This is a genomic window from Roseovarius sp. (assembly GCF_040223625.1).
GTDB lineage: Bacteria > Pseudomonadota > Alphaproteobacteria > Rhodobacterales > Rhodobacteraceae > Roseovarius.
Genome location: NZ_JAVKFX010000026.1, coordinates 80,603 through 97,466, shown reverse-complemented (window position 1 = coordinate 97,466; position 16,864 = coordinate 80,603). Strand labels below are relative to the sequence as shown.

At 66.7% G+C, this 16,864-nt stretch carries 19 protein-coding genes; 14 read left to right on the top strand and 5 right to left on the bottom strand.

The window, feature by feature from the left end:
* From RLN94_RS07170 to RLN94_RS07160, 3 genes are all read left to right on the top strand, one after another.
* On the top strand, window positions 1-438 hold the full coding sequence (locus RLN94_RS07170; protein WP_350123442.1) for a DUF1810 domain-containing protein: 438 nt from the start codon (window positions 1-3) through the stop codon (window positions 436-438).
* A 170-nt stretch (window positions 439-608) separates the two neighbouring features.
* On the top strand, window positions 609-767 hold the full coding sequence (locus tag RLN94_RS07165; protein ID WP_350123445.1) for a hypothetical protein: 159 nt from the start codon (window positions 609-611) through the stop codon (window positions 765-767).
* Window positions 768-879: 112 nt separating this feature from the next.
* A complete protein-coding gene (locus RLN94_RS07160) occupies window positions 880-1,497 on the top strand; it encodes a TetR/AcrR family transcriptional regulator (RefSeq protein WP_350123448.1) in 618 nt (205 codons plus the stop codon).
* Window positions 1,498-1,509: 12 nt separating this feature from the next.
* Here RLN94_RS07160 and RLN94_RS07155 read toward each other — a convergent pair whose 3' ends face one another.
* The 3 genes from RLN94_RS07155 to RLN94_RS07145 form a co-directional block, all read right to left on the bottom strand.
* Window positions 1,510-2,694 (bottom strand): amino acid aminotransferase, encoded by a 1,185-nt coding sequence (locus tag RLN94_RS07155; protein WP_350123451.1) that lies wholly within the window; start codon window positions 2,692-2,694, stop codon window positions 1,510-1,512.
* Between the two features lie 4 nt (window positions 2,695-2,698).
* On the bottom strand, window positions 2,699-3,553 hold the full coding sequence (gene sseA / locus RLN94_RS07150; protein ID WP_350123454.1) for a 3-mercaptopyruvate sulfurtransferase: 855 nt from the start codon (window positions 3,551-3,553) through the stop codon (window positions 2,699-2,701).
* Between the two features lie 239 nt (window positions 3,554-3,792).
* Entirely contained in the window at window positions 3,793-4,203 is a 411-nt protein-coding gene (locus RLN94_RS07145) for a helix-turn-helix domain-containing protein (protein WP_350123457.1), read from the bottom strand.
* Window positions 4,204-4,273: 70 nt separating this feature from the next.
* On the opposite strand from RLN94_RS07145, the gene RLN94_RS07140 reads away from it, so the two are divergent.
* The 7 genes from RLN94_RS07140 (at window position 4,274) to RLN94_RS07110 (ending at window position 10,575) form a co-directional block, all read left to right on the top strand.
* Window positions 4,274-5,683, top strand: coding sequence for an MFS transporter (locus RLN94_RS07140; RefSeq protein ID WP_350123460.1), 1,410 nt, complete (start codon window positions 4,274-4,276; stop codon window positions 5,681-5,683).
* Between the two features lie 234 nt (window positions 5,684-5,917).
* Window positions 5,918-6,361 (top strand): peptide-methionine (R)-S-oxide reductase MsrB, encoded by a 444-nt coding sequence (gene msrB / locus RLN94_RS07135; RefSeq protein WP_350123463.1) that lies wholly within the window; start codon window positions 5,918-5,920, stop codon window positions 6,359-6,361.
* Complete coding sequence (gene msrA / locus RLN94_RS07130) at window positions 6,362-6,871, top strand: peptide-methionine (S)-S-oxide reductase MsrA (RefSeq protein ID WP_350123466.1); 510 nt, start codon at window positions 6,362-6,364, stop codon at window positions 6,869-6,871.
* A 3-nt stretch (window positions 6,872-6,874) separates the two neighbouring features.
* Window positions 6,875-7,360, top strand: a complete 486-nt coding sequence (locus tag RLN94_RS07125; RefSeq protein WP_350168742.1) for a peptide-methionine (S)-S-oxide reductase — start codon at window positions 6,875-6,877, stop codon at window positions 7,358-7,360.
* Window positions 7,361-7,452: 92 nt separating this feature from the next.
* A complete protein-coding gene (locus tag RLN94_RS07120) occupies window positions 7,453-8,469 on the top strand; it encodes a C4-dicarboxylate TRAP transporter substrate-binding protein (protein ID WP_350123468.1) in 1,017 nt (338 codons plus the stop codon).
* 76 nt (window positions 8,470-8,545) lie between these two features.
* A complete protein-coding gene (locus tag RLN94_RS07115) occupies window positions 8,546-9,175 on the top strand; it encodes a TRAP transporter small permease subunit (RefSeq protein WP_350123471.1) in 630 nt (209 codons plus the stop codon).
* Complete coding sequence (locus tag RLN94_RS07110; RefSeq protein ID WP_350123474.1) at window positions 9,175-10,575, top strand: TRAP transporter large permease; 1,401 nt, start codon at window positions 9,175-9,177, stop codon at window positions 10,573-10,575. The genes RLN94_RS07115 and RLN94_RS07110 overlap by 1 nt, the downstream gene beginning before the upstream one ends.
* Window positions 10,576-10,721: 146 nt before the next feature.
* On the opposite strand, the gene RLN94_RS07105 is transcribed toward RLN94_RS07110, so the two are convergent.
* Together RLN94_RS07105 and paaZ are read right to left on the bottom strand one after the other, a co-directional pair.
* Window positions 10,722-11,432, bottom strand: a complete 711-nt coding sequence (locus RLN94_RS07105; RefSeq protein ID WP_350158843.1) for a PaaX family transcriptional regulator C-terminal domain-containing protein — start codon at window positions 11,430-11,432, stop codon at window positions 10,722-10,724.
* A 100-nt stretch (window positions 11,433-11,532) separates the two neighbouring features.
* On the bottom strand, window positions 11,533-13,563 hold the full coding sequence (gene paaZ, locus RLN94_RS07100) for a phenylacetic acid degradation bifunctional protein PaaZ (RefSeq protein WP_350123480.1): 2,031 nt from the start codon (window positions 13,561-13,563) through the stop codon (window positions 11,533-11,535).
* A gap of 114 nt (window positions 13,564-13,677) precedes the next feature.
* On the opposite strand from paaZ, the gene paaG reads away from it, so the two are divergent.
* From paaG to RLN94_RS07080, 4 genes are read left to right on the top strand one after another with little or no spacing between them, the layout of a single operon-like run.
* On the top strand, window positions 13,678-14,463 hold the full coding sequence (gene paaG / locus RLN94_RS07095) for a 2-(1,2-epoxy-1,2-dihydrophenyl)acetyl-CoA isomerase PaaG (protein ID WP_350158844.1): 786 nt from the start codon (window positions 13,678-13,680) through the stop codon (window positions 14,461-14,463).
* Between the two features lie 2 nt (window positions 14,464-14,465).
* Window positions 14,466-14,891: a hydroxyphenylacetyl-CoA thioesterase PaaI gene (gene paaI / locus RLN94_RS07090; RefSeq protein ID WP_350123486.1), complete on the top strand. Its 426-nt coding sequence runs from the start codon at window positions 14,466-14,468 to the stop codon at window positions 14,889-14,891.
* A gap of 16 nt (window positions 14,892-14,907) precedes the next feature.
* Complete coding sequence (gene paaK, locus RLN94_RS07085) at window positions 14,908-16,218, top strand: phenylacetate--CoA ligase PaaK (RefSeq protein WP_350123489.1); 1,311 nt, start codon at window positions 14,908-14,910, stop codon at window positions 16,216-16,218.
* Between the two features lie 3 nt (window positions 16,219-16,221).
* Window positions 16,222-16,818 (top strand): TetR/AcrR family transcriptional regulator, encoded by a 597-nt coding sequence (locus tag RLN94_RS07080; RefSeq protein ID WP_350123492.1) that lies wholly within the window; start codon window positions 16,222-16,224, stop codon window positions 16,816-16,818.
* Window positions 16,819-16,864 lie beyond the last annotated feature (46 nt).

Genomic DNA, 16,864 nt, shown 5'->3' with positions numbered 1-16,864 from the left:
ATGCGGTGCAGCGCATCCTGCGGAGGCGGCAAGAGCCTTGAGCGGTTCACCGAAGCACGAGATCGGGTCTGGCCCGCACCGCTGGAGGAAATCCAGCGGGGGCGGAAGGACAGCCACTGGATGTGGTTCGTCTTTCCGCAACTGAAGGGGCTGGGCCGCTCGGCCACTGCGCTGCATTACGGCATCGCCGACCGGGCCGAGGCGGAGGCCTATCTCGCCCACCCCGTTCTTGGCCCGCGGCTGATCGAGATATCCCGCGCCATGCTCGCCCATGACGATACCGCCGCGGAGACGATCCTGGGATCGGTCGATGCGCTGAAACTGCGCTCCTGTACGACCCTCTTCGAGGCGGCGGGCGGCGATGCGGTCTTCGCGCGTATCCTGGATGCGTTTTACGACGGCCAGCGCTGCGGCAAGACGCTGGACCTTCTGGGCTGATTACGCATCAGCGACAGGGTCCGGCGTTCTCAACGTAAAAATCCCTCAGTTTCAAAGGGTAACGGCTTCACCGGAAAAGTGAACAGTACAGTTCACTTTCCACTTGAAAATCTAAACTACTGAGTTTAGTTATTTCAAAGTGAACGAACCAGTTCAGTTAGGAGAAACCCATGAAACCCGTTCTCGCACTCCTCGCATTGACCCTCCTGCCGCTCGCCGCGCCCGCTCAGGCGCAAAGCGTCGATGTCGGCAGCCTGTTCCCCACGCTGACCTACCCGACCCCCGCGCCCGAACCGGCCACCCGGACGGTGACGGAGTTGAACCGATAACCCGGTTGCATGGTGCCGCGGGTGGCACATGCCCTCGCGGCACATGCGGATTTGCTTGCGGGACCGGCGACCCCCCGGCTAGGGTGGACGGGCGACTTCGCGGAGGATGCGCATGACGGCGATGGCCGCTGAAATCAAGAAAGGCCGGAAATTCGACCAGGTGCTCGACGGGGCGCGGGAAATCTTCCTGCGCGACGGCTTCGAGGGTGCCAGTGTCGATGAGATCGCCCGTGCCGCAGGCGTCTCGAAGGCTACGCTTTACAGTTACTTCCCCGACAAGCGCCTGCTGTTTTCCGAGGTCGCGCGGATTGAATGCAACCGCCAGGCCGAAGAGGCGCTTGACGTCATCGGCACGGGCGCGCCGATCGAGGTGGTGCTGCACGAGGCGGCGAACCGGATCGTCCGGTTCTTCCTGTCCGATTTCGGCCGTCAGGTGTTCCGCATCTGCGTGTCGGAATCCTATCGCTTTCCCGAGCTGGGGCGGCGGTTCTACGACTCCGGTCCCAAGCTGGTGCGCGAACGGATGTCGAAGGTGTTGACGCCCTATGTCGAGCGCGGCGTGCTCAAGATCGATGACATGGACCTTGCCGCCAATCAGTTCGGCGAGCTGTGCAAATCCGACCTTTTCGTCCGCAGCCTGTGCGGCGTCTGCGGCGAAGTGACCGAGGCCGATATCGAGCGCGTGGTCAACGGCGCGGTCGAGATGTTCCTTGCCCGCTACCGCGCCTGACGACGGCGGGCGTCAGCCGCCCGCCTCGACGATGGCCTTGGCCAGGATCGGCACGGTTTCCTTGTTCAACCCCGCGATATTGATGCGAGAGTCGCCCACCATGTAGATGCCGTGATCCTTGCGCAGGGTCTCGACGATCTCGGGCGACAGGCCGAGGCGCGAGAACATGCCGCGGTGCTGGGCGATGAAGCCATAGCGGTCGGACCCGGTGAGGCGCTGCATTTCGCCGGCCAGTTGTTCGCGCAGGCCAAGCATGCCTTCGCGCACCTCTTCCAGCTCGGCCTTCCAGTCGGCGCGCAGGGTGTCGTCGTTGAGCACCAGCGTCACCAGCCGTGCGCCGTGGTCGGGCGGGAAGGAGTAGTTCTGGCGGTTGAGATAGGCGAGGTTGCCCTGTGCCGCCTTCTGTTTCGAAGGGTCCTGCGACACGGCCATCAGCAGGCCCGTCCGCTCGCGGTAGATGCCGAAATTCTTCGAGCAGCTGGCGGCGATCAGGGTTTCCGGGCAGGACGACGCGACCTCTCGCGTGGCGAGCGCGTCGACGTCGAGCCCGTCGCCGAAGCCCTGGTAGGCGATGTCGATCATCGGCAGGGCGCCCTTGGCGTTCATCAGCTCGATGACCGCCTTGAACTCGGTCAGGTTGAGATTGGCCCCGGTGGGGTTGTGGCAGCAGCCGTGGAGGAGGACGACGTCGCCCGCCTCGACCTTCTCGAGGTCTTCCATCATGCCGGCGAAATCGACGGCGCAGGTGGCCTCGTCGAAATAGCGGTAGGGGACGGCCTCGATCCCGAGATGTTTCAATATGCTCAGGTGGTTGGGCCATGTCGGGTCGGAGACGTGGACGCGCGCGTTCGGATTGACCATCTTCACCAGTTCAAACGCCTGCCGCACGGCGCCGGTGCCGCCGGGGGTGGCCACCGCGGCGACGTTGTCGCGCGGCACGGCATCGCCCAGCACGAGGCCGATCATGGCGTCGGCAAAGGCCGGATCACCGGCGAGGCCGGTATAGGCCTTGGTGGTCTCTTCCTCCCACCATTTCTTTTCGGCGGCCTTGATGGCGCGCATGATGGGGGTCACTCCTTCGGCGTTCTTGTAGACGCCGACGCCGAGGTCGATCTTCTGCTCGCGGGGATCCTCGCGATACATCTGCATCAGCATGAGGATCTTGTCGGCGGGCTGTTCTTTCAGCTCTTCGAACATCTGGTCAGTCTCCGGTCGCGACGGGCACGGTACCGAAGGCGCCCCATTCGGCCCAGGACCCGTCGTAAAGCGCGTGGTCGGTCTTGCCGATGCGTTCCAGCGCGAGGTTGATGATGGCGGCGGTGACGCCAGAGCCGCAGGTGGTGATGACGGGGCGGGACAGGTCGACGCCGGCTTTTTCCAGCACGGCGCGCAGGCCGTCGGCGTCTTTCATCGTGCCGTCATCGTTCATAAGCGCCCGGTAATGCACGTTTTTCGAGCCCGGCACGTGGCCGCTGCGCAGGCCCTCGCGGGGTTCGGGTTCCTCGCCCCGAAAGCGGCCGGGGGAGCGGGCGTCGAGGATCTCGTAATCGCCCAGCTTGGAGGCGGAAGAGACCTGCGTGACGTCCTTGATCATGTGGGCCTGGCGGCGGACGGTCATGTGACGGTCGCGGATGATGGGCTCCATATCCTCGGTCTCGCGGCCCTCGGCGATCCACTTGGGCAGGCCGCCGTCGAGCACGGCGATATCCGACTGTCCCATCAGCCGGAACAGCCACCATACACGGGCCGCCGAGAACAGGCCGTGGGTGTCGTAAACCACCACCTGGTGCCCGTCGCCGACGCCCATGGCGCGCAGGCGGGACATGAATTTTTCAACGGGCGGGGCCATGTGGGGCAGGTCGGAGCGGTTGTCGGATATCTCGTCGATATCGAAGAAACGCGCGCCGGGGATGTGGGTTTCCGCATACTCGGCGCGGGCGTCGCGGCCGGTGCCGGGCAGGAACATCGTGCCGTCGAGAATGCGCAGGTCGGGGTCCTTGATATGGGCCGCGAGCCAGTCGGTGGAAACAAGGGTTTTCGGATCGTCCTGTGCCATGTCGCCCCTCGGGTTGGATGCCCCTGTGACTACAACCATGGGCCGCGAAGGGCAAGGTCGGGCGGTGTGAGACGGGCTGTCGACAGCGGTTTGGCCCGAATCAGGGTTAACGCGTTGATTTGGCGAGAAACCCCATGTCGGTATCACGTCGGTATCGCGTCGGTATTACGTCGGTGTTTTTAACCGGCGGGGCGGCGTTAACGCACCGCGCGGGCGTGGAGGCCCCCGCAACGGGCCGATCACCGTCCCCGGCGGCCCGAGGCACGCGCGGCGAAATCCATCAGCCGGCGGAACTTCGGACAGTCCATATGCGTCTCGGCCGGGCAGTCGGCGACGTGGCGCAGCGCGTCGCGCAGGCGGGTCAGGCCGCGGATCTGCGCGTCGAGCGCGTCGGCGCGCAGGTGCAGCTCGGCGCGGGGCAGTTGCGGAGTGCCGTCGCGGGCGAACATGGCGCGGATGTCGTCGAGCGAGAAGCCGGCCATCTTGCCCAGCGAAATCAGCGCAAGCTGGGTGACGACCGGGGTGTCGTATTGCCGGCGGAGCCCGTGCCGCCCGACAGAGCGGATCAGGCCGATCTCCTCGTAATAGCGCAAGGTGGAGGGCGGAAGGCCGCTGCGGTCGGAGACGGTGCCGATATCGAGAAGTTTCATGCTTGACCTCAAGCTGGCTTGAAGTGGCAGCTTAGGCGCTCATTGCCACGATTGACAAGCGAGTCCTGCCATGACCGATACCACGACCACCCCCGGAACGAGGCCCGTTCAGGCTGCGCTGGCCGCCGCGACGCTGACCGCGTCGCTGGGGATCAGCATCGCCTCGGTCCTGCTGCCGACGCTGAGCCGGGGATTCTCGGCCACGGTGGCGGAGGTGCAGTGGGTGGTTCTGGCCTACCTGATGTCGATCACCGTGGCGGTCGTGTCGGCCGGGCGGCTGGGCGACCTGTTCGGCCACAGGCGCGTGCTGCTGGCGGGGCTGATGCTGTTCATCGCGGCCTCGGGCCTGTGCGCGGTGGCGCCGGGGCTGGGCGTGCTGATCGCCGGGCGGGCGCTGCAGGGGGTGGGCGGCGCGATCCTGATCGCGCTGCCGATGTCGCTGGCGCGGGAGTGCATGCCGGAGGCGCGGCTGGGCGCGGCAATGGGCCTGATCGCCACGACCTCGGCCGCCGGCACGGCGCTGGGCCCGCCGCTGGACGGCGTGCTGCTGGCGTGGGGCGACTGTCGGATGGCGTTCTGGGCGCTGGTGGCGTGCGGGGGTGTGACGCTGGTGCTGTGCCTTGCCGGGATCGCGCGGGTGCCGGGGCGGGCGGAGGCGTCTCTCCGGACGCTGGACCTGCCGGGAACCGCGGTTCTGATGATCGCGCTTTCGGCCTATGCGCTGGCGACGAGCGGGGGCGCCGGGGTGCCGCTGGCGCCGGGCCTGCTGTTGGCCGTGGCCGCGGCGGCGCTGGCGGTGTTCGCGGCGATCGAGCGGCGCGCCGCCGCGCCGCTGGTGCCGCTGGCGCTGTTGGCGGACCGCGGGACGGGGGCCGCGGTGATCATGCATGTGGCGGTGGGCACGGTGATGATGGCGACGCTGGTGGTCGGGCCGTTCTACCTGGCCTTCGGGCTGGGGCTGAACGCGGCGCTGGTGGGGCTGGTGATGGCGGTGGGGCCCGCGGTGGCGACGCTGGCCGGCGTGCCGGCGGGGCGGCTGACCGACAGGCTGGGCGCGGCGCGGGTGGTGCAGCTGGGGCTGGGGCAGATGGTGCTGGGCCTTCTGTGCCTGGCGTTCCTGCCGCGCGTGTTCGGCGTGGGCGGGTACGTGGCGGCGCTGATCCTGCTGACGCCGGCCTTCCAGATGTTCCTTGCGGCGAACAACACGGGCGTACTGGCGCGTGCCGCGCCGGCGGAGCGGGGGCGGCTGTCGGGCCTGCTGGGGCTGGCGCGGAACCTCGGGCTGATGACCGGGGCGTCGGTGATGCCGGCGCTGTTCGCCTTCGTGCTGGGCACGGGCGACGCGGCGGGGGCCCCGGTGGAGCAGGTCGCGCGGGCGTTCTCGGCCAGCTTCGCGGTGGCGGCAGGGCTGGTGGCCGTGACGCTGGGGCTGGCGGTGGTCAGTTTGCGGCGGGTATGCCCGGCCTCCGAGCGAGGGTGAGGTTTGTCGTGACCGTCCCGGCCTCCGGGCCGGGACCTTTGCGCATTCGTCCAAGGGGGTCGGGCTGCGTGTGGTGCGAGGCCCCGGGTCAGGCCCGGGGCGGGGGGTGCCGGGCCTCCCGGCGGGGTGTGTCACCAGACGTGATTTGACAAGTTGGTGAGCGTGCCTTTGCAATTGTCTTCAATGGCGCCATGTGATGCGTCAAGGGAAGAAGCAGAAAAGGGGAGCCGTCGGATGGGATACGAGAGGTCGAAGGACGCGATTGCGAAGCTGACGCCGGAGCAGTTCCGGATCACTCAGCGGGCCGGGACGGAACGGCCGTTCACCGGCGAGTACAACGATCACAAGCAGCCGGGGATCTACGTCGATATCGTGTCGGGCGAGCCGCTGTTCGCGTCGTCGGACAAGTTCGAGTCGGGCTGTGGGTGGCCGAGCTTCACCAAGCCGATCGTGCCCGCCTACGTGACCGAGCATCGCGACGAGAGCCTCGGCATGGTGCGCACCGAGGTGCGCTCGAAACATGGCGACAGTCATCTGGGCCATGTCTTCAGTGACGGGCCGCGCGACCGGGGCGGGCTGCGCTATTGCATCAATTCCGCCGCCCTGCGGTTCATCCATCGCGACGAGATGGAGGCCGAGGGCTATGGCGATTACCTGAACCAAGTGGAGGACGTTTAGATGTCTGATCAACGCGCCGTTCTGGCAGGCGGCTGTTTCTGGGGCATGCAGGACCTGATCCGCAAGCTTCCGGGCGTGAAGAGCACCCGCGTGGGCTATACCGGGGGCGACGTGCCCGATGCCACTTATCGCAATCACGGCACCCATGCCGAGGGGATCGAGATCATCTACGATCCCGAGAGGATCACCTATCGCGAGCTGCTGGAGTTCTTCTTCCAGATCCACGACCCGACGACGGTGAACCGGCAGGGCAATGACGTGGGCATGTCGTATCGCTCGGCGATCTACTATGTCGACGCGATGCAGCAGCAGGTGGCGCTGGACACCATCGCCGATGTCGAGGCGAGCGGGCTGTGGCCCGGCAAGGTGGTGACCGAGGTCGAACCGGTGGGCGATTTCTGGGAAGCGGAGCCCGAGCACCAGGATTACCTGGAGCGGATACCGAACGGCTATACCTGTCATTTCCCGCGCCCCGACTGGGTGCTGCCCAAGCGGGCGGCGGCGGAGTAGGCGCTGGCCATCGAGGTTATCGGTTTTGGCGGCGGGTGCCACTGGTGCACCGAGGCCGTCTTTGCCGCGTTGAAAGGTGTCGGCCGGGTGGAGCAGGGCTTCATCCGGTCGGAGCCGCCCGACGATGGCTGGTCGGAGGCGGTGCGGCTGGGGTTCGACCCGGGCGAGATTGACCGCGAGGTGCTGATCAAGGTGCATCTGCGGACCCATGCCAGCACGTCCAATCATTCCATGCGGGGCAAGTACCGGAGTGCCGTATATGTGACGGATGCGGCGCAGGGGGCGGCCGTGCGCGAGACGCTGGCACAGTTGCAGGCGGGGTTCGAGCGGCCGCTGGTGACGCGGGTTCTGTCGCTGGCCGGGTTCCGGGCGTCGGGGGAGCGGTTCCGGAACTACCATGAAAAACAGGCGGGCGGGCCGTTCTGCACGCGGTTTATCGACCCCAAGCTGCACATGTTGCAGGCAGCCTTCGCGTCGCATTTGCGGTGATCCCGGCAAAGGCAAATTCAGGTTGGCATGTGGTCTGTGGTCTTTATGCTGACGGGCACAATCTTAAGATCCGACTTTTGGGAGGAGACACCATGCAGAAGATTTTCGGACTAGGCCTGACCACCGCGCTCGGGCTGGTATTCGCGGGCGAAGCCGTGGCGACCGAATGGAACGTGTCGGTCTGGGGCAAACGCCGCGCCTTTACCGAGCATGTGGAGAAGCTGGCAGAGCTTGTGGCCGAGAAGACCGATGGCGAGTTCACCATGAACGTGAGCTATGGCGGGTTGTCGAAGAACCGCGAGAACCTTGACGGGATTTCCATCGGCGCCTTCGAGATGGCGCAGTTCTGTGCCGGTTATCACCCGGACAAGAACCGGCTGATCACCGTGCTGGAGCTGCCGTTCCTGGGCGTCGAGAATCTCGACCAGGAAGTGGCGGTGAGCCATGCGGTATACGATCATCCGGCGGTGCAGGACGAGATGGCGCAGTGGAACGCCAAGCTGCTGATGACTTCGCCCATGCCGCAGTACAACATCGTCGGCACCGGCGAAGTGCGGGATTCGCTGGAGGATTTCGAAGGCATGCGGGTGCGGGCCACCGGCGGGCTTGGCGAGGCGTTCAAGGCCGTGGGCGCGGTGCCGACCTCGGTGACCGCGACGGAGGCCTACCAGGCGATGGAATCGGGCGTTGTCGACACCGTCGCCTTTGCCCAGCACGCGCATCTTTCCTTTGGCACGATCAACCAGGCCGACTGGTGGACGGCAAACCTCAACCCCGGCACGGTGAACTGTCCGGTGGTGGTGAACATCGACGCCTACGAGGGGCTGTCGGATGAGCATCGCGAGGCGCTGGACAGCTCGGTTCCGGAAGCGATCGACCATTACCTTGCCAATTACGGCGAGCTTCTGAAGCGCTGGGACGAGGTGCTGGCCGAGAAGGAGGTCGAGAAGGTGACGATCTCCGAGGAAGAGCTGGCCGCGTTCCGCGAGCAGGCCGCGGACCCGATCCGCGAGCAGTGGATCGAGGACATGGAGGGCCAGGGCCTGCCCGGGCAGGAGCTCTATGACCTTGTGAGCTCGGCGCTGGAAGAGGCGAAGGCGTCGAACTGATCGCGTGACAACGGGCCGTCCGGCAGAGACCCGGGCGGCCCTTTCGATTCCGGACATAACGGAACGGGGAGGGACCATGGCCGGTGCATCGACCGTGCTGGAAGACAGCAGCCTGCTGAGCCGGCTGGACCGGCATCTTGCCAAGCTGGAACGGTTTTTCGCGCTTCTGAGCGGGATCGCGGTGTTCTCGCTGATGTTCCTGGCCGCCTATTCGGTGGGCGGGCGCAAATTCTTCGGCACGCCGATGGCGGGCTATGTCGACTGGATCGAGGTGATCATGCCGCTGATCGCGTTCATGGGCATCGCCTATGTCCAGCGCGATGGCGGGCATATCCGGATGGATATCGTGATCGGGCAGCTCAAGGGCCGGGTGCTGTGGGCGGCGGAGCTGTTGTCGGTGGTGCTGATCCTGCTGCTGATCGTCGGGCTGATCTGGGGAAGCTGGGCGCATTTCGACCGGAGTTTCGACATGTCGCGCCCGCTTTGGAGCCGGGACAGCACGATTGATATCGGGCTGCCGGTCTGGCCGTCGAAGATACTGGTGCCGGTGGCGTTCTCGGTGCTGTGCCTGCGGCTGTTGATCCAGATATGGGCCTATGGGCGGGCGCTGGTGCTGGGGCTGGAAGAGCCGGTTTCGGTGCCGCTGATCCAGTCGGTGGCGGAACAGGCGGCGAGCGAGGCCGACCAGCTTGAGGGGCGTGACTGATGGACAGCATTGAAATCGGCCTCTGGGTCACGGGCGGCATGCTGGTGATGGTGGTGCTGGGGATGCGCGTGGCCTTTGCCGCCGGGATGGCGGGGTTCGTGGGCCTGATCATCATCTTCTGGTCGAAGAAGGATTTCGGCGGCGAGGATTTCGCCTGGGCGCTGACGGTGGCGACGAAGACCGCCGGGCAGGTGCCGCATTCCAAGGTGTCGGCCCATGCGCTGAGCCTGATCCCGACCTTCATCCTGATCGGCTATCTCGCCTATTACGCGGGGCTGACGCGGGCGATGTTCGAGGCGGCGAAGCGGTGGATCGCGTGGCTGCCGGGTGGCTTGGCGGTGTCGACGGTGTTCGCCACGGCCGGGTTCGCCGCGGTGTCGGGCGCATCGGTGGCGACGGCGGCCGTGTTCGCGCGGATCGCCATCCCCGAGATGCTGAAGATCGGGTACAACAAGCCCTTTGCCGCGGGCGTGGTGGCCGCGGGCGGGACGCTGGCGAGCCTCATTCCGCCCTCCGCGATCCTGGTGATCTACGCGATCATCGTCGAGCAGGACGTGGGCAAGCTGCTGCTGGCGGGGTTCATCCCCGGCGCGTTCTCGGCGCTGGTCTATGCGGCGCTGATCGTCGGGATCGCGGTGATCTTCAAGTCGGTCGGGCCGCCGGTCACGGGCTATACGTGGAAGGAGCGGTTCGTGTCGCTGCCGCCGGCGCTGCCAATCGTGGCGGTGGTCGTGATCATCATCTTCTTCGTCTACAACCCCTTCGGCGATGCCTGGGGCACGCCGACCGAGGGCGGCGCGGTGGGGGCGTTCATCGTCTTCCTGATGGCGCTTTACCGGGGGATGCGGTGGAAGGAGTTGAAATCGGCGCTGATCGAGACCGCGAAGCTGACGGTGATGATCTTCACCATCATCTGGGGCGTGCTGATCTACGTGCGGTTCCTTGGGTTTGCCGACCTGCCGGGGGCGTTCGCCGACTGGATCACCTCGCTCGAGATGTCGCCGATGCTGATCCTGGTCTGCATCCTGCTGGCCTATGCCGTGCTGGGGATGTTCATGGACGCGATCGGGATGCTGCTGTTGACGCTGCCGGTGGTCTACCCGGCGGTGATGGCGCTGAACGGGGGCGAGATGGTCTCGGCGGCGGACAGCGCGTTCGGGATGAACGGCACGATGTGCGCGATCTGGTTCGGGATACTGGTGGTGAAGATGGCGGAGTTCTGTCTGATCACGCCGCCGATCGGGCTGAACTGTTTCGTGGTGGCGGGCGTGCGGCCGGACCTGAGCGTGCAGGACGTGTTCAAGGGGGTGACGCCGTTCTTCATCGCGGATGCGGTGACGATCGGGCTGCTGGTGACGTTCCCGTGGATCGTGCTTTGGCTGCCGAGCCTGGCCGGATGACGTGATGGCGCGAGGCCCCGGATCAAGTCCGGGGCGGGGGGCTTTGTGCCGAGCGCGTCCCGGCCTCTGAGCCGGGACCTCTTCGTTCTGGCTGGGGGTGGCTTCGGAGCCGCGCGAGGCCCCGGGTCAGGCCCGGGGCGGGTGGCTCAGGCTGCGAGGTCGCCCGGTGAGGGCCGGGGGAAGCGGTCGAGCGCGGTCATGACGATCTGGCGGGCGCGGGCGCCTTCCCAGTCGTCGCCGAGCAGGATGTCGGGCAAATCGTCATGGCGCAGGCGGAGGCGGCGCCAGTGGTGCAGCGTCAGCACGCGGACCGCGCTGAGCGACAGGCTGTCCTGTGGCGGGGTGGCGGCAAGCACGTCGGCAACCGCCTCGGTCAGGCGGGCGTAATCCTTCCGGAGTTCGGGGGCGGCGACGGCGTCGGCCACCCAGGCGGGCACGGCGCCGGGGGTGAGCGGGGTGAGCCAGTACCCGGCCGGCAGGCCGGTGGCCGGGCCGGCGAGGATGGCTGTCCGGGGCGCGAGGGCGGCGGCGGTTTTCGGCAGGGCGGAGGTGAAATCGGCGGCGGTGACGCTGGGCGGGGCGAGGATCATCTGCGCCGGCCCGGCGGGCGGCTGGCCGGTGGCATAGATCCGGTCGCGCACGGCCTGCGTCTCGCGCCAGCCCATGGCCGAGAGGCGGTAGGCGGCGTCGCGCCCCTTCTTCTCGGTCTGGATCCAGCCGTCGCGTTTGAGGCGGTGAAGGGCCACGCGCATGGTGGGCGCGGTGAGGCCGATACGCTCGATCAGGGCGTTGAGATCGCGTCCCGAGATGCTGTCGTGCCGGGCAAGGCAGAAATCGCCCAGCACGGAAACGATCACCGACCAGGCCTTGAGCGGGCCGCACTCGGCGAGGCGTTGGATTTTTCGTTCCGTGTCAGGCGTTTGCATATACGAAGTATAGGCCGACGCCCGGGCAGCCTCAAGTGGCGTTCATGGTAAGCAACTCGTATTCCGCGACTTTTTCGTCGTCCTGATTGGTCAGGGTGACCTGCCAGCGGACCTCGCCGTAATCGGGGGTGCGGGGGGTCCTGGCCTTGACGATCAGGCGGACCTTGATGGCGTCGCCGGCTTCGACCGGTTTCATGAAGCGCAGGTTGTCGAGGCCGGTATTGGCGAGTACGGGGCCTTCGTTCGGCTCGACGAAGAGGCCAGCGGCGAAGGAGATGAGCAGGTAGCCATGGGCGACGCGGCCGGGGAAGAACGGGTTCCGCCTGGCCGCCTCGTCATCCATGTGGGCATAGAAGGTGTCGCCGGTGAAATGGGCGAAGGTCTCGATATCGTCGAGCGTGACGGTGCGGGCGGGGGTGTAAAGCGTGTCGCCGATGTCGAGCTCGGTGAACTTGCGGGTGAAAGGGTGGGCCGGGCGTTCGGCCTCGGTCGAGCCGGGCACCCATGTGCCGGTGATGGCGGTGAGCATGTCGGGCGAGCCCTGGATGGCGGTGCGCTGCATGTAGTGCTTCACGCCGCGGATGCCGCCCAGCTCCTCGCCGCCCCCCGCACGCCCGGGGCCGCCATGAACCATGTGCGGCATGGGCGAACCGTGGCCGGTGCTTTCGGCCATCGAGGTTCGGTCGTTGATGTAGAGGCGGCCGTGATAGGCGGCGGTGCCCAGCGTGACCTCGCGCGCGGTGGCGGGGTCGTGGGTGATGAGCGAGGTGACGAGCGAGCCGCCGCCGCGATTGGCGAGGTCCACCGCGTGGCCGATGTCGCGGTAGCCCATGATGGTGGAGACCGGCCCGAAGGCTTCGGTGTCGTGGATGCGCCGGGCGCGGTCGGGGTCGGTGCAGTGGTAGAGCATGGGCGGCAGGAAGGCCCCGGTCTGGGCCTCGTCGCCGGTGATGGTGAAATCGTCGGGGTCGCCGAAGACACGGCTGGCCTCGGCGCCGAGGATGTCGAGCTTTTCCAGCACGTCGCGTTTCTGGTCGGCCGAGACGAGGGCGCCCATGCGGGTGTCGTCTAGCCTCGGGTCGCCGATGGTGGTTTTGGAGAGCTTGGCCGACAGCGCCTCGATCACCGCGTCGACATGGGTTTCGGGGGCGAGGATGCGGCGGGTGGCGGTGCATTTCTGGCCCGCCTTGGTGGTGATCTCGGTCGCCGCCTCCTTGATGAAGAGGTCGAATTCCGGCGTGCCGGGTTCGGCATCGGGGCCGAGGATGGAGGCGTTGAGGCTGTCCTGCTCGGCCATGAAGCGGGTGGAATTCTGCACGAGGTTGGGATTGGCACGCAGCTTGGTGGCGGTGGCGGCGGAGCCGGTGAAGCCGACCACGTCCTGACAGTCGAGCCGGTCGAGCATGTCGCCGATGCCGCCCGAGACGAGTTGCAGCGCGCCTTCGGGGAGGATGTCGGCCTCGAGCATCAGGCGCACGCAGGCCTCGGTGACGTAGCAGGTGGCGGTGGCGGGTTTGACGATGGCGGGCATGCCGGCGAGGAGCGTCGGCGCCAGTTTCTCCAGCATGCCCCAGACGGGGAAGTTGAAGGCGTTGATGTGGATGGCGGTGCCGAGGAGGGGGGTGCAGATATGCTGCCCAAGGAAGCTGCCGGAGCGGGAGAGGTCTTCAAGCCCGCCATCGGGCAGGACATGCCCGTCGGGCATTTCGCGGCGGCCCTTGGAGGCGAAGACGAACATGGTGCCGATGCCGCCGTCGATGTCGAAGGCGTGGTCGCGTTTCGTGGCGCCGGTGTCGTAGGAGATGTCGTAAAGCGCCTGCTTGTGCTCGGTCAGGTGCTGGGCCAGCGCCTTAAGCATGCGGGCGCGGTCGTGGAAGGTGAGCTTGCGGAGGGCGGGGCCGCCCTTGCTGCGGGCGTGGTCGAGCATGGCCTGCGGGTCGAGGGCGCTTGTGCCGGCCCGCGCGATGACCTGGCCGGTGATGGCGCTTTCGATCTCGCGCGCCGAATCGTCGGGTGCGATCCATTCGCCGGCCGCGTAGCTTTTGACGTTCATGAGGGTCATCTGGGCGCTCCTTCCATCCAGGTGCGGGGCGTCGGAATCGACGGTCGGTTATTTATTGACCAACCGGTCGGTTTATGCAAGATGCGATTTGGAAACACGCGGGGAGGCAGACGCATGAGCGAGACGATTCTGGTGGAGGATCACGGGACCTGGGTGGAGATCACGCTCAACCGCCCGGACCGGATGAACAGCTTTACCGAGGAGATGCACAAGGCGCTTCGTGCCGCGCTGGAGGCGGCGCGGGACGACGGCAAACGGGCGGTGCTGCTGACCGGGGCGGGCCGAGGCTTCTGCGCGGGTCAGGACCTTGGCGACCGCGACCCGTCGAAGATGGACGGGCCGCCGGACCTCGGCAAGACGGTACGCGATCTGTGGGCGCCGCTGGTGCGGCTGATCCGGTCGCTGGAGTGTCCGGTGCTCTGTGCCGTGAACGGCGTGGCGGCGGGAGCGGGGGCGAACCTGACGCTGGCCTGCGACTTCGTGCTGGCGGCGGAAAGCGCCAAGTTCATCCAGTCCTTCGCCAAGGTGGGGCTGATCCCCGACACCGGCGGAAGCTGGCACCTGCCGCATCTGATTGGCGAGGCGCGGGCCAAGGGGCTGGCCTTCACCGCGGAGCCGATCACCGCGAAACAGGCCGAGGATTGGGGGCTGATCTGGAAGGCGTTGCCGGACGAGAGCCTGATGGAGGAGGCGCGGGGCTATGCCAAGCGGTTCGCGGAGGGGCCGACGCTGGGCTATGCGGAAACCAAGGCGTGCATCCAGGAGGCGGCGACCAACTCGCTCGACGAGCATCTGGAACGCGAAGCGGTGGCGATGAAACGCTGTGGCGAGAGCGCGGATTATGCCGAGGGGGTGTCGGCCTTCCTTGGCAAGCGCGCGCCGGTCTTCAAGGGGGAATGAGCATGACGCCCAAGGAACGCGCCGAGAAATCCGCAGAGGCGATGTGGAAGGGCGACCGGGCGAGCCAGTGGTTCGGCATGGAGATCGTCGAGGTCGACGAGGGCCGCGCGGTGATGCGGATGACCGTGGCGCCCGAGCATTGCAACGGGCACGGCATGTGCCATGGCGGCGTGACCTTCACGCTGGCCGACAGCGCCTTTGCCTTTGCCTGCAACAGCCGCAACCAGTCGACCGTGGCCCAGCACAACGTGATCAGCTACCTCGCGCCGGGGATGCAGGGCGACGTGCTGACGGCGGAGGCGGAGGAGACCGACCTGTCGGGTCGCAGCGGCATCTATGACGTGACCGTGACCAACCAGGATGGCCGCAAGATCGCCGAGTTCCGGGGCTTTTCCCGGACGATCAGCGGCACCCTGTTCGACGAATGACGCGAGGGAGGACGCGATGAAGGACCTGACGCCGGAGAAATCGAGCCTCGATCCGATCGAGGTGGCCTCGATCGACGAGATCCGGGGGTTGCAGCTGGACCGGCTGAAATGGTCGCTGCGGCATGCCTATGAGAACGTGCCGATGTATCGGCAGAGGTTCGATCAGGCGGGGGTGCATCCGGATGACCTCAAGTCGTTGAGCGACCTGGCGAAGTTTCCGTTCACCAACAAGGCCGACCTGCGCGACAATTACCCGTTCGGCCTATTCGCCGTGCCGCGGGAGAAGATCGTGCGGGTTCATGCGTCGTCGGGCACCACGGGCAAGCCGACGGTGGTGGGCTATACGCGGAACGACATCGACATGTGGGCCGACATGGTGGCCCGGTCGATGCGGGCGAGCGGCACACGGCGCGGGGACATCGTGCATGTGGCCTATGGGTACGGGCTCTTTACCGGGGGGCTGGGCGCGCATTACGGCGCCGAGCGGCTGGGCTGTACGGTGGTGCCGGTGTCGGGCGGCATGACCGAGCGGCAGGTGACGCTGATCGACGATTTCAAGCCGACGACGATCATGGTGACGCCGTCCTACATGCTCAACATCCTCGAGCAGTTCCACAAGGCGGGGCTGGACCCGCGGGAAAGCTCGCTGGAGGTTGGGATCTTCGGGGCGGAGCCGTGGACCAACGCGATGCGGTCCGAGGTGGAGGAGGCGTTCGACATGCACGCCGTCGACATCTACGGGCTTTCCGAGATCATGGGGCCGGGCGTGGCCAATGAGTGCGTCGAGACCAAGGACGGGCTGCATATCTGGGAGGATCATTTCTTCCCCGAGATCATCAACCCCGAGACCGGCGAGGTGGTCGAGGATGGCGAGATGGGCGAGCTGGTCTTCACCACGCTGACCAAGGAAGGGCTGCCGATGATCCGGTACCGGACGCGCGACCTGACGCGGCTGCTGCCCGGGACGGCGCGCAGCATGCGGCGGATGGAGAAGATTACGGGTCGGTCGGACGACATGATCATCCTGCGGGGCGTCAATGTCTTCCCGACGCAGATCGAGGAGCAGGTGATGGCGACCGGTGGGTTGGCGCCGCATTTCCAGATCGAGCTTTACAAGGCGGGCCGGATGGATGCGATGCGGGTCTTCGTGGAGGCCGATCCGAAGGCCGCGGACGAGGCCAGCAAGAGCGCCGCGGCACGGATGCTGACCAAGCATATCAAGGACGTGGTGGGCGTGTCGGCGGAGGTCATCGTCGGCGAGCCCGGTGACGTGGCCCGCTCGCAGGGCAAGGCGCAGCGCGTGGTCGACAACCGGGCGAAGGGATAAGGTTTGGCCCGGACGATCGCCAAGGACCACGACGAGAAGCGGGCGCAGATCCTCGCCTCGGCCGCGAAGGTGTTCGCGACCGAGGGGTTCGACCGGGCGTCGATGACCCAGCTGGCGCGGGATTGCGGGATCTCGAAAGCGAATATCTATCATTACTATGACGGCAAGGACGCGATTCTCTACGACATCCTCGAGACTTACCTGCGGGGGTTGCGGGATCGCGTGTGCGGCATCGCGCTGGAGGGTCTGAGCCCGGAGGATCGGGTGCGGGCCGTGGTGCGCGAGGTGCTGCTGGCCTACCAGGGCTCGGATCACGAGCACCGGGTGCAGGTGAACGGCGTGGGGCGCCTGCCGGCGGAGCAGCAGACGGTGCTGCGGGGCTACCAGCGGGAGATGGTGGTCTATGTCGGCGAGGTTCTGAAGGGCGTGGCGCCCGAGGCGCTGGGCCGGGACGGGGCGAAGCTGCGGTCGGTGACGATGTCGGTGTTCGGGATGCTGAACTGGTATTTCATGTGGAACAGCGGGGCCGGGCCCGAGGCGCGGGAGGATTACGCGCGGGTGGTGGCCGACCTGACCCTGAACGGGGTGCGGGGCGTCTGAGGCGGGGTTGACGCGGCGGCGCAATCATCGAAGGGTGAGCGGGTTT

Excerpts from the sequence above, each read along its gene's own strand:
- RLN94_RS07170 (WP_350123442.1), top strand. The coding sequence starts at position 1 with ATGCGGTGCAGCGCATCCTGCGGAGGCGGCAAGAGCCTTGAGCGGTTC.
- RLN94_RS07165 (WP_350123445.1), top strand. The coding sequence starts at position 609 with ATGAAACCCGTTCTCGCACTCCTCGCATTGACCCTCCTGCCGCTCGCC.
- RLN94_RS07160 (WP_350123448.1), top strand. The coding sequence starts at position 880 with ATGACGGCGATGGCCGCTGAAATCAAGAAAGGCCGGAAATTCGACCAG.
- RLN94_RS07155 (WP_350123451.1), bottom strand. The coding sequence starts at position 2,694 with ATGTTCGAAGAGCTGAAAGAACAGCCCGCCGACAAGATCCTCATGCTG.
- sseA (WP_350123454.1), bottom strand. The coding sequence starts at position 3,553 with ATGGCACAGGACGATCCGAAAACCCTTGTTTCCACCGACTGGCTCGCG.
- RLN94_RS07145 (WP_350123457.1), bottom strand. The coding sequence starts at position 4,203 with ATGAAACTTCTCGATATCGGCACCGTCTCCGACCGCAGCGGCCTTCCG.
- RLN94_RS07140 (WP_350123460.1), top strand. The coding sequence starts at position 4,274 with ATGACCGATACCACGACCACCCCCGGAACGAGGCCCGTTCAGGCTGCG.
- msrB (WP_350123463.1), top strand. The coding sequence starts at position 5,918 with ATGGGATACGAGAGGTCGAAGGACGCGATTGCGAAGCTGACGCCGGAG.
- msrA (WP_350123466.1), top strand. The coding sequence starts at position 6,362 with ATGTCTGATCAACGCGCCGTTCTGGCAGGCGGCTGTTTCTGGGGCATG.
- RLN94_RS07120 (WP_350123468.1), top strand. The coding sequence starts at position 7,453 with ATGCAGAAGATTTTCGGACTAGGCCTGACCACCGCGCTCGGGCTGGTA.
- RLN94_RS07115 (WP_350123471.1), top strand. The coding sequence starts at position 8,546 with ATGGCCGGTGCATCGACCGTGCTGGAAGACAGCAGCCTGCTGAGCCGG.
- RLN94_RS07110 (WP_350123474.1), top strand. The coding sequence starts at position 9,175 with ATGGACAGCATTGAAATCGGCCTCTGGGTCACGGGCGGCATGCTGGTG.
- paaZ (WP_350123480.1), bottom strand. The coding sequence starts at position 13,563 with ATGACCCTCATGAACGTCAAAAGCTACGCGGCCGGCGAATGGATCGCA.
- paaG (WP_350158844.1), top strand. The coding sequence starts at position 13,678 with ATGAGCGAGACGATTCTGGTGGAGGATCACGGGACCTGGGTGGAGATC.
- paaI (WP_350123486.1), top strand. The coding sequence starts at position 14,466 with ATGACGCCCAAGGAACGCGCCGAGAAATCCGCAGAGGCGATGTGGAAG.
- paaK (WP_350123489.1), top strand. The coding sequence starts at position 14,908 with ATGAAGGACCTGACGCCGGAGAAATCGAGCCTCGATCCGATCGAGGTG.